Source organism: Arcobacter sp. F2176, assembly GCF_004116465.1.
Classification (GTDB): domain Bacteria; phylum Campylobacterota; class Campylobacteria; order Campylobacterales; family Arcobacteraceae; genus Arcobacter; species Arcobacter siniprincipis.
Window position 1 is genome coordinate 88,096 of record NZ_PDJV01000010.1, and the last position, 23,146, is coordinate 111,241.

31 protein-coding genes and 1 pseudogene are annotated in these 23,146 nt (G+C 27.3%); 7 read left to right on the forward strand and 25 right to left on the reverse strand.

From position 1 onward, the window contains the following. Positions 1 to 10: 10 nt before the first annotated feature. From CRU95_RS10605 to CRU95_RS10620, 4 genes are all read right to left on the reverse strand, one after another. A complete protein-coding gene (locus CRU95_RS10605; protein WP_129101108.1) occupies positions 11 to 901 on the reverse strand; it encodes an EamA family transporter in 891 nt (296 codons plus the stop codon). Positions 902 to 961: 60 nt separating this feature from the next. Further along, entirely contained in the window at positions 962 to 1,921 is a 960-nt protein-coding gene (locus CRU95_RS10610) for a C-terminal binding protein (protein WP_164969770.1), read from the reverse strand. 122 nt (positions 1,922 to 2,043) lie between these two features. Continuing rightward, positions 2,044 to 2,331 carry a cupin domain-containing protein gene (locus tag CRU95_RS10615; protein WP_129101110.1) on the reverse strand — a complete coding sequence of 96 codons (288 nt, stop codon included), beginning with the start codon at positions 2,329 to 2,331 and terminating at the stop codon, positions 2,044 to 2,046. 45 nt (positions 2,332 to 2,376) lie between these two features. Beyond that, a complete protein-coding gene (locus CRU95_RS10620) occupies positions 2,377 to 3,672 on the reverse strand; it encodes an APC family permease (protein ID WP_129101111.1) in 1,296 nt (431 codons plus the stop codon). A 101-nt stretch (positions 3,673 to 3,773) separates the two neighbouring features. Here CRU95_RS10620 and CRU95_RS10625 point away from each other — a divergent pair, with 101 nt between their 5' ends. Further along, positions 3,774 to 4,166, forward strand: coding sequence for a hypothetical protein (locus CRU95_RS10625; RefSeq protein ID WP_129101112.1), 393 nt, complete (start codon positions 3,774 to 3,776; stop codon positions 4,164 to 4,166). Between the two features lie 74 nt (positions 4,167 to 4,240). Next, on the forward strand, positions 4,241 to 5,608 hold the full coding sequence (locus CRU95_RS10630) for an NAD(P)/FAD-dependent oxidoreductase (protein WP_129101113.1): 1,368 nt from the start codon (positions 4,241 to 4,243) through the stop codon (positions 5,606 to 5,608). A gap of 19 nt (positions 5,609 to 5,627) precedes the next feature. On the opposite strand, the pseudogene CRU95_RS10635 reads toward CRU95_RS10630, so the two are convergent. The 13 genes and pseudogenes from CRU95_RS10635 to CRU95_RS10695 all read right to left on the reverse strand — a co-directional run bounded on the left by CRU95_RS10635 (position 5,628) and on the right by CRU95_RS10695 (position 13,263). Beyond that, positions 5,628 to 6,244: pseudogene (locus CRU95_RS10635) on the reverse strand (MarC family protein). A 20-nt stretch (positions 6,245 to 6,264) separates the two neighbouring features. Beyond that, the gene (locus CRU95_RS10640; protein ID WP_129101114.1) at positions 6,265 to 6,603 is read right to left on the reverse strand and encodes a DsrE family protein; all 339 of its coding nucleotides are present in this window, start codon (positions 6,601 to 6,603) and stop codon (positions 6,265 to 6,267) included. 27 nt (positions 6,604 to 6,630) lie between these two features. Further along, entirely contained in the window at positions 6,631 to 7,359 is a 729-nt protein-coding gene (locus CRU95_RS10645; RefSeq protein WP_129101115.1) for an NAD(P)H-dependent oxidoreductase, read from the reverse strand. A 151-nt stretch (positions 7,360 to 7,510) separates the two neighbouring features. Continuing rightward, on the reverse strand, positions 7,511 to 7,801 hold the full coding sequence (locus CRU95_RS10650; protein ID WP_129101116.1) for a putative quinol monooxygenase: 291 nt from the start codon (positions 7,799 to 7,801) through the stop codon (positions 7,511 to 7,513). Positions 7,802 to 7,824: 23 nt separating this feature from the next. After that, positions 7,825 to 8,433, reverse strand: a complete 609-nt coding sequence (locus CRU95_RS10655) for a LysE family translocator (RefSeq protein ID WP_258238683.1) — start codon at positions 8,431 to 8,433, stop codon at positions 7,825 to 7,827. 57 nt (positions 8,434 to 8,490) lie between these two features. Next, positions 8,491 to 9,249, reverse strand: coding sequence for a class D beta-lactamase (blaOXA, locus tag CRU95_RS10660; RefSeq protein ID WP_129101118.1), 759 nt, complete (start codon positions 9,247 to 9,249; stop codon positions 8,491 to 8,493). 15 nt (positions 9,250 to 9,264) lie between these two features. Then, positions 9,265 to 10,044, reverse strand: coding sequence for an AraC family transcriptional regulator (locus CRU95_RS10665; RefSeq protein WP_129101119.1), 780 nt, complete (start codon positions 10,042 to 10,044; stop codon positions 9,265 to 9,267). A gap of 10 nt (positions 10,045 to 10,054) precedes the next feature. After that, a complete protein-coding gene (locus tag CRU95_RS10670; RefSeq protein ID WP_129101120.1) occupies positions 10,055 to 10,639 on the reverse strand; it encodes a LysE family translocator in 585 nt (194 codons plus the stop codon). Positions 10,640 to 10,818: 179 nt separating this feature from the next. Beyond that, a complete protein-coding gene (locus CRU95_RS10675) occupies positions 10,819 to 11,061 on the reverse strand; it encodes a GlsB/YeaQ/YmgE family stress response membrane protein (protein WP_129101121.1) in 243 nt (80 codons plus the stop codon). 134 nt (positions 11,062 to 11,195) lie between these two features. Then, entirely contained in the window at positions 11,196 to 11,483 is a 288-nt protein-coding gene (locus CRU95_RS10680; protein WP_129101122.1) for an encapsulin-associated ferritin-like protein, read from the reverse strand. Between the two features lie 176 nt (positions 11,484 to 11,659). Beyond that, positions 11,660 to 11,977: a thioredoxin gene (gene trxA / locus CRU95_RS10685; protein ID WP_129101123.1), complete on the reverse strand. Its 318-nt coding sequence runs from the start codon at positions 11,975 to 11,977 to the stop codon at positions 11,660 to 11,662. Positions 11,978 to 11,985: 8 nt separating this feature from the next. After that, positions 11,986 to 12,582, reverse strand: a complete 597-nt coding sequence (locus CRU95_RS10690; protein WP_129101124.1) for a peroxiredoxin — start codon at positions 12,580 to 12,582, stop codon at positions 11,986 to 11,988. A 114-nt stretch (positions 12,583 to 12,696) separates the two neighbouring features. Continuing rightward, entirely contained in the window at positions 12,697 to 13,263 is a 567-nt protein-coding gene (locus CRU95_RS10695; protein WP_129101125.1) for a pentapeptide repeat-containing protein, read from the reverse strand. A gap of 268 nt (positions 13,264 to 13,531) precedes the next feature. Between CRU95_RS10695 and CRU95_RS10700 the strand changes: the two genes are divergently transcribed. Continuing rightward, positions 13,532 to 13,750, forward strand: a complete 219-nt coding sequence (locus tag CRU95_RS10700; protein ID WP_013135808.1) for a cold-shock protein — start codon at positions 13,532 to 13,534, stop codon at positions 13,748 to 13,750. A 71-nt stretch (positions 13,751 to 13,821) separates the two neighbouring features. Here CRU95_RS10700 and CRU95_RS10705 read toward each other — a convergent pair whose 3' ends face one another. After that, positions 13,822 to 14,907 (reverse strand): methyltransferase, encoded by a 1,086-nt coding sequence (locus tag CRU95_RS10705; protein ID WP_129101126.1) that lies wholly within the window; start codon positions 14,905 to 14,907, stop codon positions 13,822 to 13,824. Between the two features lie 156 nt (positions 14,908 to 15,063). Then, entirely contained in the window at positions 15,064 to 15,759 is a 696-nt protein-coding gene (locus tag CRU95_RS10710; RefSeq protein WP_129101127.1) for an SDR family NAD(P)-dependent oxidoreductase, read from the reverse strand. Between the two features lie 209 nt (positions 15,760 to 15,968). On the opposite strand from CRU95_RS10710, the gene CRU95_RS10715 reads away from it, so the two are divergent. Next, entirely contained in the window at positions 15,969 to 16,334 is a 366-nt protein-coding gene (locus CRU95_RS10715; protein ID WP_129101128.1) for a hypothetical protein, read from the forward strand. Positions 16,335 to 16,351: 17 nt separating this feature from the next. On the opposite strand, the gene CRU95_RS16620 is transcribed toward CRU95_RS10715, so the two are convergent. After that, positions 16,352 to 16,501 (reverse strand): hypothetical protein, encoded by a 150-nt coding sequence (locus CRU95_RS16620; protein ID WP_164969771.1) that lies wholly within the window; start codon positions 16,499 to 16,501, stop codon positions 16,352 to 16,354. A gap of 230 nt (positions 16,502 to 16,731) precedes the next feature. On the opposite strand from CRU95_RS16620, the gene CRU95_RS10720 reads away from it, so the two are divergent. Next, positions 16,732 to 17,334, forward strand: a complete 603-nt coding sequence (locus tag CRU95_RS10720; protein WP_129101129.1) for an HD-GYP domain-containing protein — start codon at positions 16,732 to 16,734, stop codon at positions 17,332 to 17,334. Here the strand turns inward: CRU95_RS10720 and CRU95_RS10725 are convergent. The 5 genes from CRU95_RS10725 to pnuC form a co-directional block, all read right to left on the reverse strand. Next, positions 17,331 to 17,798, reverse strand: coding sequence for an HAD family hydrolase (locus CRU95_RS10725; RefSeq protein WP_129101130.1), 468 nt, complete (start codon positions 17,796 to 17,798; stop codon positions 17,331 to 17,333). The two genes, CRU95_RS10720 and CRU95_RS10725, sit on opposite strands and share 4 nt — an antisense overlap. Further along, positions 17,795 to 18,670: a DMT family transporter gene (locus CRU95_RS10730; RefSeq protein ID WP_258238684.1), complete on the reverse strand. Its 876-nt coding sequence runs from the start codon at positions 18,668 to 18,670 to the stop codon at positions 17,795 to 17,797. Before CRU95_RS10730 ends, CRU95_RS10725 begins: the two co-directional genes overlap by 4 nt. 146 nt (positions 18,671 to 18,816) lie before the next feature. Further along, entirely contained in the window at positions 18,817 to 19,098 is a 282-nt protein-coding gene (locus CRU95_RS10735) for a high-potential iron-sulfur protein (protein WP_129101131.1), read from the reverse strand. A 188-nt stretch (positions 19,099 to 19,286) separates the two neighbouring features. Then, positions 19,287 to 20,048: a choline kinase family protein gene (locus CRU95_RS10740; protein WP_129101132.1), complete on the reverse strand. Its 762-nt coding sequence runs from the start codon at positions 20,046 to 20,048 to the stop codon at positions 19,287 to 19,289. Continuing rightward, a complete protein-coding gene (gene pnuC / locus CRU95_RS10745) occupies positions 20,011 to 20,625 on the reverse strand; it encodes a nicotinamide riboside transporter PnuC (RefSeq protein WP_258238685.1) in 615 nt (204 codons plus the stop codon). Before pnuC ends, CRU95_RS10740 begins: the two co-directional genes overlap by 38 nt. Positions 20,626 to 20,823: 198 nt before the next feature. Here pnuC and CRU95_RS10750 point away from each other — a divergent pair, with 198 nt between their 5' ends. Together CRU95_RS10750 and CRU95_RS10755 are read left to right on the forward strand one after the other, a co-directional pair. Beyond that, the gene (locus tag CRU95_RS10750; protein WP_129101133.1) at positions 20,824 to 21,648 is read left to right on the forward strand and encodes a phosphate/phosphite/phosphonate ABC transporter substrate-binding protein; all 825 of its coding nucleotides are present in this window, start codon (positions 20,824 to 20,826) and stop codon (positions 21,646 to 21,648) included. Next, on the forward strand, positions 21,645 to 23,141 hold the full coding sequence (locus tag CRU95_RS10755) for an ATP-binding protein (RefSeq protein ID WP_129101134.1): 1,497 nt from the start codon (positions 21,645 to 21,647) through the stop codon (positions 23,139 to 23,141). The genes CRU95_RS10750 and CRU95_RS10755 overlap by 4 nt, the downstream gene beginning before the upstream one ends. Positions 23,142 to 23,146 lie beyond the last annotated feature (5 nt).

Here is a 23,146-nt window from a genome sequence, read left to right on the forward strand (position 1 = left end):
AAGAAGAGTTTTAAACTCTTCTTTTATCCCTTCTTAAAACCAATTTATAAATCTTATTCCCTAAAACAGAAATAGACAATCCAAATAAAATTAAAACCCCTCCTATTGTCTCAATATAACTCAATTGCTCATTAAGTAAAATATTTGAACTAACGATTCCCACAACAGGTATGACTAAAGCAAAAGGAGTAACAACAGCAGAGTTATAATTTTTAAGTAACCATCCCCAAATAGCAAAAGCAACCAAAGTTGAGATATACCCAGTGTAAGCTACAGAAGCCCAAGTTTTAACACTAGAGTTTAATAATAAAGTTAAAGGTTCGTGTGACTCATAAAAACAAGAGAGTATAAACAAAGGAAGTGGTGGAATTAAACTTACCCAAACCATAAAATGTAAAAGATTTACATCTTTTATTTGTTTCATAATTACATTTGATACTGACCAAAAAATAGCAGCACTTAGTATCAAAACAAGTCCCAATAATGTAATATTTGAATTTACATGAAAAAAGAAAAACCCAAAACCAGTAAAAGCAATCAACATACCTATTAATTGTGCTATTGAAACTTTTTCTTTAAAAATAATCACACTGAAAATTATTGTAAATATAACTTGTGCTTGTAAAAGTAAAGAAGAAATTCCTGCACTTGCATCTGATTTCATAGCAATAAATAAAAATGAAAATTTCAAAACACCTAAAAATACCCCTACTCCCAAAACATTCCAAACAGATGTTTTAGGAAAAGGTATAAAAAATACAGCAGGAATAGCCACTATAAAAAATCTTAAAGATGAAAAAAGTATAGGAGGCAACTCTTCTAATCCAAACTTTATAACTGAGAAATTAATTCCCCAAATAAAAACAACAATTAATGCTAATGAAACACTTATAAAATTCACTCTCTCTCCTTAAAATGAGAATTATAGAAAATGAATTAAATTATGTATAGTAAAAAATTGCTATTTTAATCCATTAACAATATTTATCGGTTTTTTTCCATCTAATACTCTTTTAGCATTTAATGCAGCTTTTTGCCTCATATCAAAATATGCTTTATCACTATAAAAAGCAGAATGTGGATTTATAAGAAATCTACCATCAAGCCAATTTTCCTTTGCTCTCCAAGCATCTAACATCAAACCATTTTGAGGAGGTTCATTTGGAATAACATCAAGATTTACGCAGTTTAAATGTCCAGATTTTAAAGGCTCATAAAATACATCTAAATCTTTTACAATACCTCCACGAGCTGTATTTACTATAGAAGCACCCTTTTTCATTTTTGATATGAATTTTTCATCAACTAAGGCACTTGTTTCAGATGTTAATGGACAATTTATAGAAATGATGTCACAAGTTTCTAGTAACTCATCTAAAGACTCAACTCTTTTTGCACCTAACATTTTCTCCGTTCCACTTGATAAATAAGGATCGTAAAAATATGTTTGAAATCTCAAAGCATTTGCTTTTAAAATAACACTTCCACCTATTCTTCCAGCACCAATTACTCCAAGCTTATAATCACTAGTTCTTTTGATATTATCTAAAGTATTGATTTGCCAAGTACCATCTCTGTGATCTCTACATCGATAATCATATCTTGTGATACCTCTAGCAATATTCATAATCATCGCAATTGCTGTATCACTAACCTCTTCCGTTCCATAATCAGGAGTATTAGCAGCATAAATTCCCTTTTGTTTGATATACTCTAAATCTAAAAAGACATCATAACCGACCCCAAACCTAATTAATGCTTTTAGATTTGGCAACTTATCAATATACTCATTTGTTATTTTTTTGTGCCAAACTAAAAGAACTTCTATATCTTCATGTAATTCAGTTGATAACTCATCGCCTAAAACCTCTTTTTCTATATAAGGATCAGTTATCTTATCTGTTATAAATACTCTATTCAATTTTTTTCCTTGTGATAATATTGAATATAGAATACTATTTCATTTATTACAATCAGATAATATTTTGAAGTATACAAAGAAAAAAAAGCTTTGTCATTAACATAGGTTAATTTTGATATTAGTTATTTAAATTCTACTTCAATTAGTGTAATATCTTTATTGCTTGGATTAACTACATTATGTTCAACACCTGCATCTTTGTAATAACATTCTCCTGACTTTAAAGTAATACTTTTGAATCCTTCCCCATTATCCATAAGAAGTTCACAATCTTGCATTGGAACAATTACATAATCTCTTTCATGTCTATGCCAAAGAGTTTCACATTGCGCAGGAAATAACAAGTGGTTAACACAAGTACGCTCATTATTGATTTGTTCAGTTAATTCAAAAAGTGGTCGAGATGTCATGTTTTTCCTTTAAATATATTTCTTTATTATATATTATTTATTCTATTAATAAGGTCTATTAAGCATATGTTTTCTAACCAATCGTCCATAAATAGCTTCAAACAGTATTGACACAATAATAAAAGCAAAAAATATGATTATTGATTGTTTATTTGTAAAAAAAGTATGTATAAGCAGAGTTGCTAATGCCACAAAACTAATAAGACAAGAGATAGAAAGAATGATTCTATTAGCATTTATTTTCTTATATAATTTAAACGCGGCAACATTTATAATAAAAAATATAAGTAAAAAACTAGCACTTCCTATTATTGCAATTTGCGATAAGTCAATACTATTTGCCAAAATTAAACTAAAAAAGGCAGTTACTAAAATACTTACACTAGGAATACTATTTTTTTCTTCATTAAGCTCTTTTGGAAGTTCACCCTCCATAGCAAGGATAAATCCCAATCGTCCATTTCCGTATATTGTTGCATTTATAGCTGAAAAAGTTGCTAACAGTGCAGCAATAGAAACGATTGTAAAACCTATTTGTCCTAAAGCTGGTTTTACAGCAACTGCCAAGGCATAATCTTTTGCTTTAAGCAATACACTCTCATCTACAGTTCCAACAGTAATAAAGGCAATTAATGCATAAAGAATAATTACTAAAATAACAGAGCCATAAAAGGCTCTTGGCAAGTTTGATTTTGGATTTTTTATATCTTCTGCTGCATTTGCAATAAGTTCAAACCCTTCATAAGCAACAAAGATAACCATTCCCGCAACTAAGATAGAAAAACTATCTTTCCAATTACTTGGATTGAATCTTTGAGTATCCACAAATGAAGCACTTGAAACAATAATAACTATTAATAATACTACTTTTATAATCACGATAATTGTCTCAGATTTACTTACAAATGAAGCACTTATTAAATTTATAACTAAAGGCAAAATAATAGCTAAGCTTATGAATAAATGATTCATAAAAAATGTAGATTTATCTAAAAATAAAACTTCTGCATAAGAAGCAAAAGCAACTGCATATAAAGAAATAGTTACTAAATAACTTAACCAAAGTATAAAATTAACACTTCCTGATAAAAAATTATGACCAAAGGCATTATCAATAAAACTTACCGTTCCACCTTTACTTTGAAATTTTACAGATAGTTTTGCATATGAGTAAGAGGTAAGTATTGCTACGAAACCAGCTAATAAAAAAGCAACAACTGTAGCTCCATGAGCTAAAGATACAGCTTCACCTAAAACAGCAAAGATACCTCCACCCACCATTCCACCAACACCAATGGCAATAGCTCCAAATAATCCAACACTTCTATTATTATCATTCAATTATAAAACCTTTTATATTTATTATTATAGTTTACTAAATTATTTAGTTTTATATCCTTAATGTTTTTTTTGATAAAATCACAAAAATACAAGGAAATATTTTGAATAAACCAATTAATCTTTTTGCTTTAACTTTTATTGCTATCATAGCAGTTTATCTATTTGTATTAGGTGAGAATAAAACAATACAAATACTAAAAGAGGACTATTTATATATAGTTGGATTGATTCCAATTGCTTTTGCATTTTTATATTTTAAATATAAACTAAAAGATTATGAAATAATAAATTTCAATAAAAATAGTGATATCTCTTTAAAATCAACTGTTCTATTTTTTTTAGCATTTCAAGTTTATGATTATTATTCTGAAGGTGGATTTATTGGTATGATTTCACAATGGTTCATATACTGGATTATGGGAATAATTGCTCTACTTTTGATGGAAACTATAAATTACTACAAAAATTATGAATTATTACAAAAAACAAAGTAATTAATATTAAACTCTAATCAAGCCATTAATATTTCTTGTATACAATAAATATAATAAATATTAAAGGCTAAAATATGAAAAAGTTCGATTTAATCATAATTGGAGCAGGAAGAGCAAGTAATTTAGCTGCAACTGCTGGGAAAGCCAGTAAAAAAGTAGCCATTATAGAAAAATCAAGCTTAGGTGGGACATGTTCAAATAGAGGTTGTACCCCTTCAAAACTTTTAATAGGTTATGCTCATGTTGCAAATGCTGTAAAAGAATCAAATAGACACTTTATAGACTCAACAATTAATGAAATAGATAGTAAAAAGATATTTAAACAAACAAACGATTTCATTTCACAAGTTGATGAAATGTATAAAAATAAATTTAACGAAAATGTAGAGGTTTTTAGAGGGGTGGGTTCTTTTATTTCCAATAATATTGTAGAGGTTAATAAACAACAATTAACTGCCCCAACTATAGTAATAGCTACAGGAACAAAGCCAAAAGAACCAGAACATGAAAAAGCTTGGACTAGTGATGATATCTTTCCACTAGAAGGGGAGATTCCAAAATCTATCTCAATAGTTGGAGCTGGTTTTATAGCTTGTGAATTAGCTGGATTCTTTTCAGCTATAGGGATAAAAACAAAACTCTTAGTAAGAAGTGAAAATGTTTTAAGTAAAGAGGATGAAGATATCTCTAAGATATTTAAAGAACAATTTAGCAAAAAAGTTGATATTGAGTTTAATACAACAATCAAAACTATTGATTATAAAAATAATCAATTTGATTTGATCTTAGAAAATAAAGATGGAACAAGTAAAAAACATAATTGTGATGCTGTACTTTATGCAATAGGAAGAAAATCAAACTCTTCTAGTCTAAAACTAGAAAACACCTCTATAAAAACAGATAAAAGAGGTTTTATACAAAAAAATGAATTCTTTGAAACTGATGCAAAAGGTGTTTATGTTGTAGGTGATGCTACTGGCGAATATATGCTACAACACGCAGCAGCATATGAGATAAATCATCTAGGAAAAGTTTTATTTGAAGATTGTAAAGAACCGTTAAAATTCAAATATATGCCCCATGCTGTTTTTACAGAACCTGAAATTGCAAGTGTTGGAATAACAGAACAAGAAGCCCAAAAACAAAATATAGAATATGTAGCTACAACTACAGATTGGCTTGCTAGTTCAAAAGCTATGTCAACAAAACTAGAATACCCTGTAACAAAATTTATAATAAATCCAAAAAACTATGAGATACTAGGATGTCATATGATAGGTCCTGAGAGTTCTACAATGATACATCAAGTCTTGGCTGTGATGCATATAAACAATGATATAAGACATCTAAAAGAAATGTTATACATCCATCCAGCACTTAGTGAATCCTTACTTCCAGCAGCTGTTAAAGCAGTAAAAGAGATAGAAAAATATAATAAATAATTTATATCTTTCTATCAAGCTAAGATAAAAATTTAAATGTTGAATTAATACCTATTATTAACATCTGTACACCAATAACCGCTAAAATTAAACCCATCAATCTTGTAACTAGACTAAGCCCATGTTCACCAACAGTTGATACAATTTTTGAACTAAATATAAAACAAATATAAGTAATAATACACAAAATAGCAAATACAGCAACAGTAATAATAATCTCAATCCAACCACCACTTGCAGAATAATTCATTGCTGTTGCTATAGTTCCAGGACCTGCTAATAGTGGTACAGCTAAAGGAGATATAGATACATCTGTATCTTCACTCTCTTTTGCTGTATGCATCTTAGAATTTGAACCTTGAAGCATATGATAACCAACTAAAAATATCAAAATACCCCAGTTATTTTCAAAGCAGGAAGAGTTATCCCAAATAGATGAAAAATCGATTTACCTAAAATTGCAAACAAAACTATTATCACAAAGGTTATAATTAAAGATTTTCTAGCAATCATTTTTTGTGTAGTTTGATTTTCACTACCAGTAAGCGCTGCAAAAACAGTAGTATTTGCAATAGGGTTCATAATTGCAAAAAAAGCCATAAAAACGGTAAGGGCATGTTCTATTTCTAAATTCATTAGTTCACTTTATTTATTAATTAAGGTTTTATATAAGCATAACCTTCATGTTGTTTTACAATTATCTCTTTTACACCTATTGGTACTATTTTTACAAATGAATATAACATCTCATTTTCAATATTGAGATTTTTCAAAGCATTGTTACAAGCAATTATATCCACTTTATTAGAAACTAGTTTTTCTAATTTTTCACTTATTTTAGAATCTTTTTTACAAGCAAGTACAGCTTTAGAATTCACGACAATTTCTATATATGAATTTTCTATATCAATGCCTTTTAAAAGATTTTCAACATTTGCCAAAGTTAAATCCCATTTTTCTATTTCATCAATATGAAAAACTGCTTTTATTATCATTTACTTTTTCCTTTTACATACTCAAGACTATAATTTTTCAATACCAAATTCATCCCAATCATCCCATCCTGGAAAGTTTAAGGGCTCTTCTTTATCTAAGTTTTTAAGATGTTCTTCCAATTTGTTCATAGTTTCTTGTAAATGTAAATCAAATTTATCAGGAGACATGTATGTAAATCCTTTATTTTGTATTTCAGTTGACAAAAATGGTGGAAGTACTGTAAAGCCCATATAATGGAGTGAAAAATTCATAGATTTTAGTAAAACTTCAATTTTTCCTCCACCTCTACCATTTTTTGTAAAGGTTGCTTTTGGTGCTCCTGAAGTGACTGAACAAATTGCTTTTTTTCCTTTAAAATAGCCTTTATCATATCTCATTTTACTAGTATATAAGCCTCCACTAACAAAAACCCTATCAAACCAACCTTTTAGCATTGCTGGTTGTTGGTGCCACCACATAGGAAATTGAAGAATAAGTAAGTCACATTTTTCTATTTTTTCTATTTCTTTTTTTACATCATCAGGAAGAGTATCAGTTTTGTATGCATTTCTTTGTTCAGATAATGGATCAAACTTATCTAAATCTATTCTATTTTTATAATGCTCAGCTTTTTCAACAGGATCAAAATTTTCACCATATAAATCAGAAATTTCAACTGTATCACCTTGTGCCTCAAATGTCTCTTTTGCAACATTTTTTAATGATCCATTAAATGATTTGGATTCAGGATGACAATATACAATTAATACATTCATCTTTCACTCCTACTTTTATAAATTTGTCGCACAATCCTATACAAAAGATGATAAAAGGAGCTTTTCATATTCAATTAGGAAAAAGAAAAAAGATACTATTAAGTAGCAAAGCAATCATCAGCAAACTTTCTATACAAATCTTTTATTTATTTTAAATATCAAAAAGCTTTAAAACAGTTGTTTTCTCCCTAAATAGTGAACTTTTTGAATCTGCTTCTATCATATGAACAGTTTTATCATGTGCTAAAAGTGCCTCTTTGGAAGCCCATTTTTCAAGGATAATAAATCTATTTTTATCTCCTTGTACTTCTTTTAGTTCATATTGAATACATCCCTCTTCTTTTAATACAAAGGGAGCCAATTCTTTAAAGGCTTCAATTTGTTTATCTCTTAGCCCATTTTTTACTACGATATCAATGATTAATGATATTTCCGAATTCATTTAATTTTCCTTTTGTATATTTATTATTGTTGATTTGCAAAAGCTAATTTTATCCCTAATAAAGCAAATGTTCCAGCAAAAGCTCGCTGTATAAATCTACTAATTTTTTGAGAATTAATTAAATAATTTCGAATACTATTTGAGAGCAATCCATATAAAATAAAAACAATAAAAGTCATAAGCATAAAAATTGCACCTAAGCTTAGCATATCACTTGTATAAGAGGCATTATTTATTGGTAGAAATTGTGGTAAAAAAGCTAAGAAGAAGATTGTAAGTTTAGGATTTAATATATTAATCAAAAATCCTTTTAAGGTTATTGATAACACTCCTTTAGCATTAATTTCTTCATTTAAAGATAAAGAATCATTTGATTTCCACATCAAGTATGCTAAATATAATAAATAAACAACTCCTGCATATTTTACTATTTGAAATGCAAGAGCACTAGTATGAATAACAACAGCCAATCCTAAAATACTTGCTAAAAGAGAAGGAACAATACCTAAAGTACATCCAAGTGAAGCAAAAAAGCTAGCTCTTTTACCAAAAAATAGTCCTGTGGAAACAGTATATAAAACACCTGTTCCAGGTATTAAAACTACAACTAAAGAAGTAAGTAAAAATTCCATACTTATCATTTATTTTCTCCAACTCCACTAATTTATTAAAAGTATATCAAAATAAGACTATATTATTTTTTTTGCCTTTAAAGCTTGCAATACTATTTCTTTTCTATATTTTAATTGCTTATTTGAGATATCAGCATTTAAAGCAAAAAACCAAACACCCTTTTTATTTTTCACATAACCAACATACCAGCCAATTTTTCCTGACCAACCAGTCTTTGCCTTGATTGTATACTCTTTTGTTTTTTCTACTGTTAGTATTTTTTTAGTTATATCTATATATTTTTGTTTAAAAGGCAAATCATTATTATAAAGCCTTTTTAAAAAGTCAATTTGTTCAAATGCAGATATTTTCAAATCACCTTCTAACCAAAAAGTTGTCACATCTGAACCTGTTTTTTCATTACCATAATGTAATTCTTTTAGATAAGCTAAATATTTATCATTACCAATTTTTTTTGCAAATCTTTGATAACACCATACACAAGAAATTGAAATAGCACTTTGCAGAGTTTGGTCTTTGTTCCAAGGTTCATAAGACCTTACAACTCCATCCCATTTTATTACTTCATTTTCATCTTTTATCACTCTTTCTTCAAGTGCAATAAGTGTATTTGGTATCTTAAAAGTTGAAGCTGGAATATATCTAGTCATTGCTCTTTTTTTATTATATATATGCACTTTTTTGCCAGCTAATGATGAGATAACTAGTGTTCCATTAACTTGTACTTTATCAAAGATACTTTTTATTTCTTTGTCATTAGCACAGGCAAAGTTAAAAAACAAACTTAATAAAATAACTATTTTAAAAATTCCCATTAATTTCCCTTTTACTCAAACTAAAGATTGAATATACTCATAAGCTGTTAAGCCATAGACTCTTTTGAAGTGACGATTTAAGTGAGATAAGTCACTAAAACCATACTCTACAACTGTTGCATATAAATCTTTTGTATGTTCTAAATATATTTTAGCATGAATCAATTTACAATTTAAAAAGAATTGATAAGGAGTTATTCCTGTATTTGCCTTAAACATTCTTATAAATTGAAATTTGCTTAAGTTTAACTCTTTTGATATTTCAGCTATATTTAAAACATCACCCAACTCATAATAAATCATCTCTTTAGCTTTTTTGACAATTAAATTCTCTTTTTTATAATCTAAAATAAAATCACTAGTAGAGAAATTATCTGTAATATTTAACAATAATTCAGAACATAAAGACTCATCTTTTTCAAATAAAATAGCAGATGATAGATTAATAATATCTTGCTTTAGTTTTTCATTATATACAATAGAAGAAGAAAACTTGACGATATCTTTTTTACCTAATGCTTCTAAAAAAAGTTCTGGTTTAATATATAACATCACATAATCTAAAGACTCATCATTACATCCTGATTCTCCATCATGTAGTTGTTCCGGATTGAAAAGCATTACTCCATTTTTATATGAAGATTGGGAAACTCCATCTAAGTTATATTTTTGAACTCCATTTAAAGTTACACCCAAAGCATACTCTTCATGGGAGTGTTTTTTGTATGAGAACTTTTCCATTTTTGCTTTTAGTGCTGTTATATCTACTCTATTTTTATAAGTAAACTTATCCATAATAACTCATTTAATTAAATATCCCTGAAATTACAACAGCACATATTATTAAAAATATTGCCATTATGTTATTTACTAACTTATTATACTTATCCAAAAAAGATTTTAATACTTTTCCAAATAAAATCCATGATAAAAAAGCAAGACAAGCAATAATTGTAATCAATACCACAAAAAGTGTCAAATACCAAAAAGAGGTATAATAAGGCAAAATAAAACTTGGGAAAACAGTCAATGCAAACAATACTGGTTTTGGATTAACAAATTGCATAAAAAAACCTGTTTTAAAAGATGAAAATTGGTTTTGTTTTTTGGAAGTATTATTTATCTTTAAAATTTGATATGCTAAATACAACATATACATAGCTCCAACAACTTGTAAAATAACTATAATATTTGGCAAATAATTTATCAATAAAGAATTAAAGATAACAGATATACTTAATAATACAAAAAATGCAAATGATGCACCAATAGAAAATTCAAAAGCTCTTTTAACTCCATAATTATGTACAGTTGTAAGAATCATAATATTTGTAGGACCTGGTGTTATTATCATTAAACAGCAATATAATAAGAAAAATACTATATTCATAATTTCCCCTTTGTTTTGGGAAATTATACTTTTTAAAATTTATTAAGCATAGTACATTATTGCGGTTACTTTTAAATTAATTTCATTTAATACTTTTTATTAAATCAATATAAAATTTATCCTCAATAGTTACATTTAGCCAAAAAATATGCTTACCTAACCGAAGAGTTGAATTTATATTAAACTTTTTTGACTATTTTTACAATATATAGTAATACCACAGCACCTATTGTAGACATTACAATAGAACCTATAAATCCACCTGCACTTAGTCCAACAAAAGCAAATACAAAACCACCAACAACAGCACCAACAATACCAATAACAATATTACCTATAAGTCCAAAGCCACCGCCATTCATTATTTTGCCTGCTAACCAACCTGCAATTGCACCTATTAACAAAAATACTATTATATTCATCTACAATCCTTTTCTTTTATAACTTATTTAATATTAACTGAATTATCTTTAAGTTTAGAAAATAAAAAGATATTTGTTTTAATTTGTGAGAGAGTAAAGTTAAGAAATTATACTCTCATGTTACACATAGTTTTTTAACTATGTGCAATCTTTTTTTCTGTAAAAAGGTAATCTTTTAACTCTTTATCAAAAGTTGCATCTTTTCGACGAATCCATTCTAAAACCATAGCAGCATGTTCTTTTTCTTCATCTCTATTATGAGCTAAAATAGCTTTTAGTTCTTCATCTTTACATGCATCTACTCTTTGATTGTACCAATCAACAGCTTCTAACTCTTCCATCAAAGAAACTATTGCTCTGTGCATATCTCGTGTTTCAACACTTAATTCTTCGATTGGTTCATGATAACCTTCGCTTGCCATTTTTATCTCCTTTTTTTAATATACTTTTTATTATATTTTTTTAAACTGTAAGAGAACTTATATTTTTGAACTTATTAATTCATTATTTTTTGTATATAAAGAATAGATATAATAGTTGGATTTCGCAAGTTATGGTAGTAGTAAAGAAGCAAGGGAAGACCTTGCTTTTTTATATATTATAAATATTTGTTTATTTTTTCTTCAAGAGCACCTTTTGTAGTTGTTCCAATTATTTGGTCAACTATTTCACCATCTTTAAAGAAAAGAATAGTAGGTATTGATCTTATTTCATATTTTACAGTTAAGTCTTGTTCAACTTCTGTATTTACTTTACATATTTTTGCTTTTCCTTCAAACTCTTGGGCTAACTGTTCTATAACAGGAGCAATCATTCTACAAGGTCCGCACCATGGTGCCCAAAAGTCAACTAATGACACACCCTCTTTTACTGTATCTTCTATATTATTTTGATCTAATTCTAAATATTTTGACATTTTATTTCCTATAATTTATTTTCATTTTTACCTAAGTACTCAGCAACACCTTCTTTGTTTGCTTTCATACCTTCATCACCCTTGTTCCATCCTGCTGGACATACTTCACCATTTTCATTTGTAAATATCATTGTATCTACCATTCTAACCATTTCATCAATATTTCTTCCAAGTGGTAAGTCATTTATTACTGCATGTCTTACTGTTCCATCTTTATCAATTAAAAATGATCCTCTAAGTGCTACAGATTCATCAAGCAATACATCATAATCTCTTGCAATTTGTTTTGTAATATCTGCAACCATTGGGAATTTAACTCTTCCAATTCCACCCTCTTCTACTTTTGTCTCTCTCCAAGCAAAGTGAGCAAACTCTGAATCAATTGAACAACCTATAACTTGTACACCTCTCTCTTTAAAATCATCTACTCTTTTTGAAAAAGCAATAATCTCTGATGGACAAACAAATGTAAAATCTAAAGGCCAGAAAAATAATACTGCACCTTTTTCACCAATATTTTCATATAAATTAAAATCTTCTACAATTTGACCATCTGCTGTTACAGCTGTTGCTGTGAAGTCTGGAGCTTTTTTTGTTACTATCATTTTATTTCCTTTTTTTCTTGTTTAATTTTTTGATAGTAGAAGTATATATAAAAAGTTTTAAAGTAAAATTAATAAATTTTATTAAAGGAAAAAAATTATCCTTTAATAAAAAAGCTATCTTAGTTTTATTGCAAGAAGAGTTAAAAAACTCAAAGCCTCAGGAAGAGAAAATGTAGCATTTTTTATATCATTTTGTTTTGGGTCAATTAAATAGTTTTTTGAAGTTTCAAAATTGGCTTTTTGTAGATTGTTTTTTACAAATACAGATTGTTCTAAATCACAAGTTTTAAAAAGTGCCTTTTCAAGGTTGCACTCTTCAAACCCAGTATCTTTAATAAGTGAATTTACAAATTTAATTTGTCTCAAATCCAAAAGATGAAAAGAGTTTTGTGAAATATTGCAAGAATCAAATTCTACATTAAAAGGTTCTTCACAAGAGCTCCAAGATATTCCAAGAAGTTTTGAGTTCTCGAAAGTAACATCATTAAATACACAATTTTTCAAAACACTCAAAGACAAATCACAAGATATAAAAGTGCACTCAGTAAACTTACAGCCTTGAATAAGACTTTTAGAAAAATCACATTTTATAAAGGTGCAGTTATCAAAATAGATAGAATCAAAGTGTTTATCATCATACTCAATAAACTCTTCTTCCCAATAATCATTTGTTTTAAACATATATAATATTCTTTTTAATTTGATTTTATAGTATTTGCTAATAAAAATAACTGAAAACTCCTAAAATAACACATCTTTTCTTCTTTACCCTAGCTTTTTAAAATAATTCAGGTATACTGAATTTAATTGAAAGATGATTTCGAATTTCATCTATGGCATGCTTTATATTGATAACCTTTCGTTGACAGTAAAATCACTCCACAAGATAGCTTCATAATTAGATTTTATATAGCACAAGTAAAATTGTGTATCAACAAAAGGAATTACAATGGCAGAATTAGTAAATGGATCAGTTAAATGGTTTAACAGCGAAAAAGGTTTTGGATTTATCGAACAAGAAAATGGTGGGAAAGATGTATTCGTACATTATAGAAACATCAACAGTACTGGATATGGTAGAGTTTCATTAGAAGATGGTCAAAAAGTTACTTTCGAGGTTGCTCAAGGTGATAAAGGTCTTCAAGCAGAAAACGTTACTGCTCAATAATAATGTTATTTTATAAGCGGTCTTTCCGCTTATAACTCTTCAAATATACTTAAAATATCAATCTATCTATTTTACTTCTCAGATTTTTGTGATAAAACCCATAATTCAACTTTTTCATTCTCTCTTGAATCAGTTCGTTGTGTTTTTTTCGATGAAGCTCTTACATCTCTTCGTAAGTGTAACTCTTTTCTAAAACGATTATTATTTCGTAACTCTTCTATTATAGGATGAGTACTTTCTGTATCAAACACTTGAGCTAAATTTGAAAATATTAAAACTATTTTTCCTTCAGCCTTAAGATGCTTTTGTGCCTGTTCAAAAAATCTAGGAAATAACTCTTCTTCATAATAAATAGCTTTATCAAGACCTTCTTCTAGTTTATGTTTTGCTAATAACCAAGGAGGATTAAAAACAATCAAGTCAGCCATAACATCACAATTATCAAACAAATCACCATGATTAAGTGTAATTTTGTTTTCATATCCCAATCTTTTACTCTCTTGTTTTACTCCAATAATTGCATTTTTATTTGTATCTGTTGCAAAAATATGTTCAAAACCATTTTGGATTAATTGAAATGATAAAACACCACTTCCGATTCCGATTTCGATTACGTTTTCTTTCGAACCCTCATATTTTTTTAGCCACTTATCAAATAATTTTAAGTGGTCAAACCTAGTTGGAAAGTATGCACCATAAAAGGGATGAAGAGTTATATCTAAAGTTTTAACTTCAATTCCTTTTTCATACCATTGCCATGAACTATTCATTCCTTGAACTTCAGGAAAAGAGATATAAAATTCTGAAACCTCTGGATATAATAACTCTAACCAACCAATCTTGGGAGCTTTTTTAACAAGTAGCTTATTATCTTTTACTTTTAATAACAATCTATGTGAGGCTTCTCTAAATGCACTTCGATAGTCTCTTTGTCCTTGAAAGCTTTTATCTTTATATTTTTTTAAAAGATTTTTTTTTAGTTCAGATAAAACTTCTAATCCATTGCTGTAATACTCTTCTACAAGAACATACTTCCCTGTAAGCATCTCTTCAACAGTTGCCTTTGTATCCATCTTACGATAGAAATGTATAGCTTCAATTTCTGAAGTTATAATACTTGGTCTATCGGGTTTGATAGATGATAAATCGTTATTCATATGATTATGCCCTTTATATAGTATCGCAGTTTATTATATAAAGGCTTTGTAATAGTTTGGTTTTTGAAATAATACTAATTTATAAAAAGAAGGAGCTTTGAAAATTATAGTTTATTTTCAAAAAGTTCCTCCTATTATCAAGCTTTTATTTATACTCTACCATTTAACAGGCTTAGCAAAACGATCTAAATATTGAAGCCCTATTTTTCCTTCTTGATTAACAATAGTATCAACAATATCTCCAATTACTTCTTCAATAGAAAATTTTGCTTCTTCTCCTCCCATATCTGTTTTAATCCATCCTGGGGCTAAAAGTAAAAGTGCATGTTCTTTACCTTTTCTTGCAGCAAAACTTCTCATAATCATATTTAGTCCTGCTTTACTCGCTCGATAAACATCATTACCACCATTTTCATTATCAGAAATACTTCCCTGTCCTGAAGACATCACACCAACAACTCCACCTTTATGAACTTTTTCAATAAGTTGTTCAACTACTCTCATAGGAGAAAGAGTATTTGTAACCATAACTTTGACAAATTCTTCAGTTGAAATTTCACCAATTGTTTCTTTCATACCCTTTTCATTTACAGCACCTGCATTAACAAAAACAAGGTCTAATTCTTCTTCTCTAAAATTAGATTTAATAGCTTCTATTTGAGCAGGTATTGTTATATCAAGATATTGTATTTGAAGTTTATCTTTCCATTTTTCAGCCAAATCATGAAGTTTTGTTCTCTTACCTTCTCGTATAGTTCCAATTACATTCCAGTTTCGTTTTAATAACTCTTCTACAATAGCCAAACCAATTCCTCTTGAAGAACCAATTATAAGTGCAGTTTTACTTTTCATTATCTCTTTTCTCTTTTATAAAATATCTTATCTTTCTATTTGTATATTGTACATCTAATACCCTAAAAAAATTAAATTAAATTCTAAATTTTATAGATAATATATATAAATTATATATTTTATACTATTATTTTATTATAAAAATTATTTGGAGAAAATATAATGTTAAAACTAGTGATTCTATTGATGCAAAAAAAGCAAAAGCTTTATTGCTAATTGATGAAGGAAATACACACGCTAAAGCAGCTGAGAGTTCGACTCTTAGTATAGGACAAGTTAAGTATATCCTTACAAAATATAAATCAATAGGTATAGCATCTTTTCCTGCTGAACTTACAGTATTAAAAGAAGAAACTGTGCTTGTTGAAACTAAAGAAGATACAGATATATCTAACTTAAAAGATAAAATTGAAGATGTAAAAGAAGTAATTGATGAAAAAAAACCTCAAGTTGAGAAAAAGATAAAAAAGATAAAAAAGATAAAAAAATTTCAAAAAAGAAAAATAAAAAAAACAAGAAAAAATAATCTAAAAAAGGGGGAGAGAATAAGTTTACTCCCTTTTTATCTCAATTAACTTATAAAAAAAGCAACTTAGTTGTTTTCATCAGTAGGTGCAGAGTTACCTTCTAGATTTTCATCATTATTATTTTGTGCCTCTTTTTTCTTACGCTTTTCTTCTTTTTTTTTCTGTTTTTCTAATTCTCGAGCTCGTTTTTCGTAATTATAGTTTATTTTAGCCATTTATCATCCTTATTTTTTTATAAAAGTATTCTTATTACATAAAAATACTATTTATCGCTTGTAGGCCTATCTTATCATATTATTTTGTCTATAATATTAAAAAGTGCATAGACATTATTTTTTCTATTAATATCTAAGTACTTTTTAATTAAAGATTAACTAAAAAAGTAAAATAAATGTCTTGTTTTAGATTTTTTATTTTTATGTTAGAATAATAATAAGGATTTAAAATGGGAATATTTGAATTAGAAGATAAAGTAATTTGTGAATGTTCAAAAGCACTTTTATTGGCTTTAGGGCAAAAAGATGAGCATACTCAACTACACTCTGAAAGAGTTGTAGCTATTTCTGAAGAATTAGGTATTTGTATAGGATTAGATGAAACTCAAATAAAAATTCTGCGCATTAGTGCTGCATTTCATGATATAGGTAAAATTGGTATACCTGATAGAATATTGTTAAAAACTACTCCTTTTGATAATGAAGAATGGAAAGTTATGCAAAGCCATACTCTAAAAAGTGAAGAATTAGTAAAAAGTATGCATTTTGAAAATAGTGAAATAATAGCCAATGCAGTCAGACATCATCATGAATATTATAATGGGAAAGGATATCCTGATAAACTCAAAGATAAAGAGATATCTATATATTCTCGTATACTTTCACTAGCAGATAGTTATGATGCTATGGCATCACCTAGACCTTACCATGACAAACGAAGCCATAATGAAATCATGTCAATTCTAGAAACAGAAAATGGAACAAAACATGACCCAGAGTTATTTAAAGAGTTTAAGGAACTTATTGAAAAAAGCAAACAAAAAGTAGATTAATTTCTTAGTGTGGCTATTAATTTATTTGAATCTTTCAAATAAGAGAATACATCAAAAATCGATTTTACTAAAATATCACTATTCAACAAAGTTTCAGTACATAAGCCCTCATCTTGTAAAACTGCAATGCCCAAAATAGACTCTTTTAACATCAATTTATCATTTCGTCCATTTCCCACACTTAATGTTGTAGAAGACCCTAGATTTTTGATAAACTCTAACTTGCTAACATCTTGAGAAGACTTTGCTATTTTTATAACTTCACAATTTGTATCTCCAAGCTCTTTTTCTACACTTCCATAAGTATCAGCAGTAATTACATAAAAATTAAAAGAGTTGGAAAGTTCATTTATGCTTTTTTCAATACCTTCAATTAATTTACCATCAATAGCGATTGTACCATTATAATCAAATACAACATTTAAAATCTCTATCTCTTCTCTTGAGGGAATATTTACTTTCATTTTTTATCCTTTTTACTTACTAAAATACCACCAATTACAATAAGTATAATACCTAAAAAAGTATACATATCAGGTAGTAAATCTCCTAACAAATACCCAAAACCAATAGCAAAAGGAATATTTGTATAACTTACAACTCCAATAATACTTGCACGACTAAGACTATAAGCGCGAGTAAGAAACCATTGTGAACCAGTTGAAATAATAGCCATCAAAATTAAAAGTGCCCAAATATATAGTTCCAAATGTACTTTAAAGTGAACATAAGGAGTGAATAAAAAAAGCCCTATTGGAATAATAATTCCAACTCCCATAAATGAAAGCATAATAACTCTTGCATCATAAATATCTTTGATTTTTTTGATAGTGGCATATGCAGCTGCTGCAAAAAAACCACCTAAAACTCCCAAAATATGCTCATAAGATATCTCAATACCAAAAGGCTTCATTATAAAAACAATTCCAATAAATCCAATAATAAGAGCAAAAAAAGTATTAAGATTGATTTTTTCTTTCATCAAATAATAAGCAAGTATTGTCACAAAAAAAGGTGAGGTTTTATTTAAAACTACAGCTTCTCCTAAGGGAATAGTAGCAATTGTATAAAAAAACAATAACATAGCTACACTTCCAAATAATCCTCTTAAAAAAAGTAAATGTAACTTTGACATATCAATTGATACATGATATTTTTTTATAGTAAATAAGATAATTACAATCCCCATTAAGTTTCTATAAAATACTATTTCAATAGGATCCATACTTTCAGATAACATCTTTGCTAATGCTCCATTAACAGCTCCAAGTAATGCACTTAAAAGCATAAATAAAACACCTCTATCTATAAATAAAGATTTTTGTTCACTTGACATTAAATTCCTTTATAAACGCAATTGTATATAAAATATATAAAAAAGATTTTAAAGGTCTCTAAAAAAATAAAATATAGAATTTTGTGAGTTAAGAAATAAACAAAAAGATATAGATATTAACTCTATACCTTTTCTTCTATTTAAAGTTATTTAGGAGGTTCTTTATATAAAGTACACCAACCATTAGCATCAATTGAGCCTTTTACAATTTTACAGGTATTTGTTTCAGCTTCAAAATGCATGCAATCTTTACATGCTTTTCCATTTTTGGGTGTATCTTGATATTTAAATTGTTCTTTAGAGCCTTTTGCATGAAGTGGAGTTGTTGAAAAAGTTATTAAACTAAGAAAAGTTATACTTTTAAAAAATTCTCTTCTTTTTAACAGACTACTTAAACTTTTACTGTTTTCTTTAGATTCATGTATCATTTTTTATCCTTTCTTATGATTACATTATTTTTTTGATTCTATTGAACACTTAACTTCTAATCTTTTATATAGTCACATAATTATTCTTAAATAAAAATTTTATACCAAATTTAGTTATTAAATAAAGGATAATGAACTATTTTATAAAGATAAAATTGCATTCAAATTAGTTAAGAAAAGTAAATATTCTAATCTTTTTTTAAATCCATAAACCACAACTTACAGATATTTTTGTATATATTAATATAAGAATGAAGTTTTATAATATCTTTTTTATTTGCTTTTTTTTGATAATTTATCAATAAAATTTTTTCCTCTTTTTTATTTAATCCAAATTCAAAACAAAGCGTTGCCAAATCAAAATAACAATCATTTACTCCTGCATATTCCCAATCAATAAATCTGATATCTTTTTTGTTAAAAAGTATATTCATTGGGTTTAAATCATGATGAGTAGTTACCAATGTTTTTTTATATTTTTGTAATACTTTTAGTTCTTTTTCACAAATACAAATGCTTTTTCGTGCTTCTTTACTTTTGAGAACTTTTTTATATAACATCAATGGTTTTTCAAAGTCATATGGTTTTTCATCACTCTTTATTGTATGAAGTTTTTTAATCATCTTTGCTAATCGCTTTATTTCTTGAGTATTAAGGCTATTTTTATGCTTACCTTTTAAAAACTCACATATCATAAAGTTCTCAGAGGTATCTAAAAATAAAGGTTTTGCAGCAAGCTTTTTTTTATAAGCGATTTTTTGAATTTTAAACTCAAACTCTCTATTAATATTAACTGTTTCATCACTTATAAATTTTCGTATTAGATAGATATTCTTAGATGTTTTAAGTTTATAATTTATATTGCAATAGCCTTGATTTTTAAGTAGTTTAAGGCTAAAAAGAGTTTCGTCTTTAAAAATTTTGCATCGTTGTAACTTTTCTATAGTCATATTCTTCTTTCCAATTTTTGTAAGCTATAAAAGCTAAAATAGTGTAAATAATAAATAATAAAGCTGTCAAGTTCAAACTTTTTTGAATATATATATAAATAGATACAGCATCAATAACAATCCAATAAATCCAGTTTTCCAACACTTTTTTGGCAAGTAAAAAAGTAGCAAAAATAGCAAAAACAGTAGTAAAAGAATCCATATAAGCAAAACTTGCAGTAGTATAATTTGTCATAATATATCCAAGGATTAATGAAACCGCACAAAGAAGTATAATAATCTTGATATTCTGAGTTACCCCATAAGTTACAACTTCCAACTCTTGTTCTTCTTTACCTCCATATTTCCAGGAATACCAACCATATACAGCCATGATAAGATAATAAACATTTAAAAAAGAGTCCATAAGTAATGAAACATCAAAAAATAAAATAGTATAAATCAATGTAGAAAGAAATGCAGCAGGCCAACACCAAAGACTTTGTCTAATTGCAAGAAAGATATAAGCAATAGCTAAGAACATCGCTATAGCTTCATAAGTTGTAAGTACATTAAGGGATTCAATATTATTTTGCAAAAAATCTGAGATAGTGTATCCTTTAAAAAATAAAGTAGTATTTATTCGCGAATTATAGCTTTATCTCTTTTAACTTTTATAAATTTTGTCTATTACTATGTGGTTCTAAATTTTAGAAAAAGTATAAAAAAGCACTTAATAAATAATATTAATATTATTTGTTATAATTATATTATATTTTTATAGGTGAAATACAACATGAAACTAATAATATTAATACTATCAATTTTTCTTATTACAAACTTTTGTGTTGCCCAAGAAAATTCAATCAAAATTGGTATTGCTCCTCACTCATCTACTAGAGTAATTTTACAGTCTCATCAAGATTTGAGACTTTTTCTACAGAATTATTTTAAAAGGCCTGTTCAAATTCTAACAGCAAAAAATTTTAGTGAATTTACTAAGCGTTCTAATATGGGAATATATTATGATTTGATTTTAACCTCACCAAATCTTGCAGTTCTTGCTCAAAGATTAGGAGAATATACACCTATAATGACTTACACTAAGGGCTTATCAACTATTCTTTTAGCTACTAATAAAGATATTTTAGAAAGTAAAAATCTACCACTTCATGTCATAGGATTAGACCCTGTTTCTTTTCCAACATTAGATGCGCAAGAATGGTTAGATAATAAAGGCTTTATTGATGGAGATAAAGTAAAATATACATATACAAGTGCAACAGATAGTTCAATATCTATACTTCTAAATAATAATGCAGACATGATAATTTTATCTTTACCAAATTATATAAAACTTATGACAAAAAAAACTAAAGACTTAGTACATGTAATATATCAAAGTAAACCAAAGCCAAGTAGAATATATCTAGCAAAAAGTGCAGATGGTATTACTTTAGAAGAGTGGGAAAAAGCATTAGATGCTTTTTCAAAATCACCTGAAGGTAAAAGGCATTTAGAGATCACTAAACTTGAAGGTTTTAAAAAAATTCAAGCAAATGATTTAAACAACTTGAATTCAATAGTGGATAAAACTATGGAAAGGTTATACAATAAATGAAAATATCATTATCTTGGAAATGGGTAATTGCAAGTTTAATAATTGAAGGGTTAATGCTAACTTTAATGGTAATTAAAAATGTAAATCAGTTAGAAACAAACCTATCTACCCAAACAAATATAAGATTAGATGAACAAAAAATATTGTTAAAAAGTGCCTTAGTAGCACCTTTTGTTCAAATGGATTATGCCACAATTAATGCGATTTTAAATGAAACAAAAAATATCCCAACTGTAGATTATTTGGTAGTTGTAGATAATCAAAATAATTGTATTGCCAATGTTGGATGGAATGATTGTTCAAACTTACCAACAAAAGAGTTAGATCCTTTTAGTAAAAAATCATTGGAAGATGAAAGATTTGATACAAGTATTCCTATAAGTTTATTTTCCCAATCATTAGGTAAAGTCTATTTAGGTCTTTCTACAAAATTTTATATTCAAGCAAAAAAAGAGATGATTACTCGTAGCATTATTATTGCATTGATAGAATTAATATTATCAGCAATTTTACTTATAGCAATAAGTAAATGGATTACAAAAAATTTAGTTAAATTGACCCATAGTGCAAATGCAATTGCACATGGAGATTATTCACAAAGAATAAATTTGGGAGATAGTAAAGAGACATTTGAACTACAAGAATCTTTTAATCTTATGGCTAAAAATATTGAAAAAAACATAATCGACTTAAAATATTTAAATAAAAAAGAAAAAAAATTATTTGAAAATCTCAAATCCCAAGTAGAAAAAAATCATGAACAAGATATTCTTCTAAAACATCAATCAAGAATGGCAATTATTGGGGAGATGCTTAATAATATTGCTCATCAATGGAGACAACCTTTAAGTGCTATTACTATTCAAATGAGCAGTTTAAAACTAAGAAAAGAATTAGAACTTTTAGAAGAAAATGAAATAGAAAATACAGCAGATAGTGTAATGAAATATGCAAATTATTTAAGTAGTACAATTGATGATTTTAGAGATTATATAAGAGATAATAATGATAAAAAAGAGTATTTCAACATAGAAATTTCTTTAAATAAAGCCATTGATATAGTATCTGCTTCTTTAAAAAACCATTTTATCACACTAAATATTATACACTGTGAAGATGAATTATTCGTAGATGGTGTAATAAATGAATTAACACAAGTTTTTATAAATATTCTTAATAACTCAAAAGATATATTAAATGAAAATGATATAAAAGATAAAGTAATTGAAATAGAGTTTTTTAAAAAAGACAATGAAATAACTATTACAATACAAGATAATGCAGGTGGAGTTAGAGAGGATATTATCGATAAAATATTTGACCCATACTTTACTACAAAATATAAAAGTCAAGGTACTGGAATTGGGTTATATATGAGTACAAAAATTATTCATGAACATTTTTCAGGTGAGATACTTGTAAAAAATGAAAACATAACATATAATAATAAAACTTATAAAGGTGCAAAATTTTATGTAATTTTACCAATATAATTTTT

Excerpts from the sequence above, each read along its gene's own strand:
- CRU95_RS10700 (WP_013135808.1), top strand. The coding sequence starts at position 13,532 with ATGGCAGAATTAGTAAATGGATCAGTTAAATGGTTTAACAGCGAAAAA.
- CRU95_RS10655 (WP_258238683.1), bottom strand. The coding sequence starts at position 8,433 with ATGGAATTTTTACTTACTTCTTTAGTTGTAGTTTTAATACCTGGAACA.
- blaOXA (WP_129101118.1), bottom strand. The coding sequence starts at position 9,249 with ATGGGAATTTTTAAAATAGTTATTTTATTAAGTTTGTTTTTTAACTTT.
- CRU95_RS10725 (WP_129101130.1), bottom strand. The coding sequence starts at position 17,798 with ATGAAAGTAAATATTCCCTCAAGAGAAGAGATAGAGATTTTAAATGTT.
- CRU95_RS10720 (WP_129101129.1), top strand. The coding sequence starts at position 16,732 with ATGGGAATATTTGAATTAGAAGATAAAGTAATTTGTGAATGTTCAAAA.
- CRU95_RS10650 (WP_129101116.1), bottom strand. The coding sequence starts at position 7,801 with ATGAATTCGGAAATATCATTAATCATTGATATCGTAGTAAAAAATGGG.
- trxA (WP_129101123.1), bottom strand. The coding sequence starts at position 11,977 with ATGTCAAAATATTTAGAATTAGATCAAAATAATATAGAAGATACAGTA.
- CRU95_RS10615 (WP_129101110.1), bottom strand. The coding sequence starts at position 2,331 with ATGACATCTCGACCACTTTTTGAATTAACTGAACAAATCAATAATGAG.
- CRU95_RS10680 (WP_129101122.1), bottom strand. The coding sequence starts at position 11,483 with ATGGCAAGCGAAGGTTATCATGAACCAATCGAAGAATTAAGTGTTGAA.
- CRU95_RS10630 (WP_129101113.1), top strand. The coding sequence starts at position 4,241 with ATGAAAAAGTTCGATTTAATCATAATTGGAGCAGGAAGAGCAAGTAAT.
- CRU95_RS10705 (WP_129101126.1), bottom strand. The coding sequence starts at position 14,907 with ATGAATAACGATTTATCATCTATCAAACCCGATAGACCAAGTATTATA.
- CRU95_RS10730 (WP_258238684.1), bottom strand. The coding sequence starts at position 18,670 with ATGTCAAGTGAACAAAAATCTTTATTTATAGATAGAGGTGTTTTATTT.
- CRU95_RS10750 (WP_129101133.1), top strand. The coding sequence starts at position 20,824 with ATGAAACTAATAATATTAATACTATCAATTTTTCTTATTACAAACTTT.
- CRU95_RS10690 (WP_129101124.1), bottom strand. The coding sequence starts at position 12,582 with ATGATAGTAACAAAAAAAGCTCCAGACTTCACAGCAACAGCTGTAACA.
- CRU95_RS10670 (WP_129101120.1), bottom strand. The coding sequence starts at position 10,639 with ATGAATATAGTATTTTTCTTATTATATTGCTGTTTAATGATAATAACA.
- CRU95_RS16620 (WP_164969771.1), bottom strand. The coding sequence starts at position 16,501 with ATGGCTAAAATAAACTATAATTACGAAAAACGAGCTCGAGAATTAGAA.
- CRU95_RS10675 (WP_129101121.1), bottom strand. The coding sequence starts at position 11,061 with ATGAATATAATAGTATTTTTGTTAATAGGTGCAATTGCAGGTTGGTTA.
- CRU95_RS10755 (WP_129101134.1), top strand. The coding sequence starts at position 21,645 with ATGAAAATATCATTATCTTGGAAATGGGTAATTGCAAGTTTAATAATT.
- CRU95_RS10645 (WP_129101115.1), bottom strand. The coding sequence starts at position 7,359 with ATGAATGTATTAATTGTATATTGTCATCCTGAATCCAAATCATTTAAT.
- CRU95_RS10735 (WP_129101131.1), bottom strand. The coding sequence starts at position 19,098 with ATGATACATGAATCTAAAGAAAACAGTAAAAGTTTAAGTAGTCTGTTA.
- CRU95_RS10710 (WP_129101127.1), bottom strand. The coding sequence starts at position 15,759 with ATGAAAAGTAAAACTGCACTTATAATTGGTTCTTCAAGAGGAATTGGT.
- CRU95_RS10640 (WP_129101114.1), bottom strand. The coding sequence starts at position 6,603 with ATGATAATAAAAGCAGTTTTTCATATTGATGAAATAGAAAAATGGGAT.
- CRU95_RS10665 (WP_129101119.1), bottom strand. The coding sequence starts at position 10,044 with ATGGATAAGTTTACTTATAAAAATAGAGTAGATATAACAGCACTAAAA.
- CRU95_RS10740 (WP_129101132.1), bottom strand. The coding sequence starts at position 20,048 with ATGACTATAGAAAAGTTACAACGATGCAAAATTTTTAAAGACGAAACT.
- CRU95_RS10695 (WP_129101125.1), bottom strand. The coding sequence starts at position 13,263 with ATGTTTAAAACAAATGATTATTGGGAAGAAGAGTTTATTGAGTATGAT.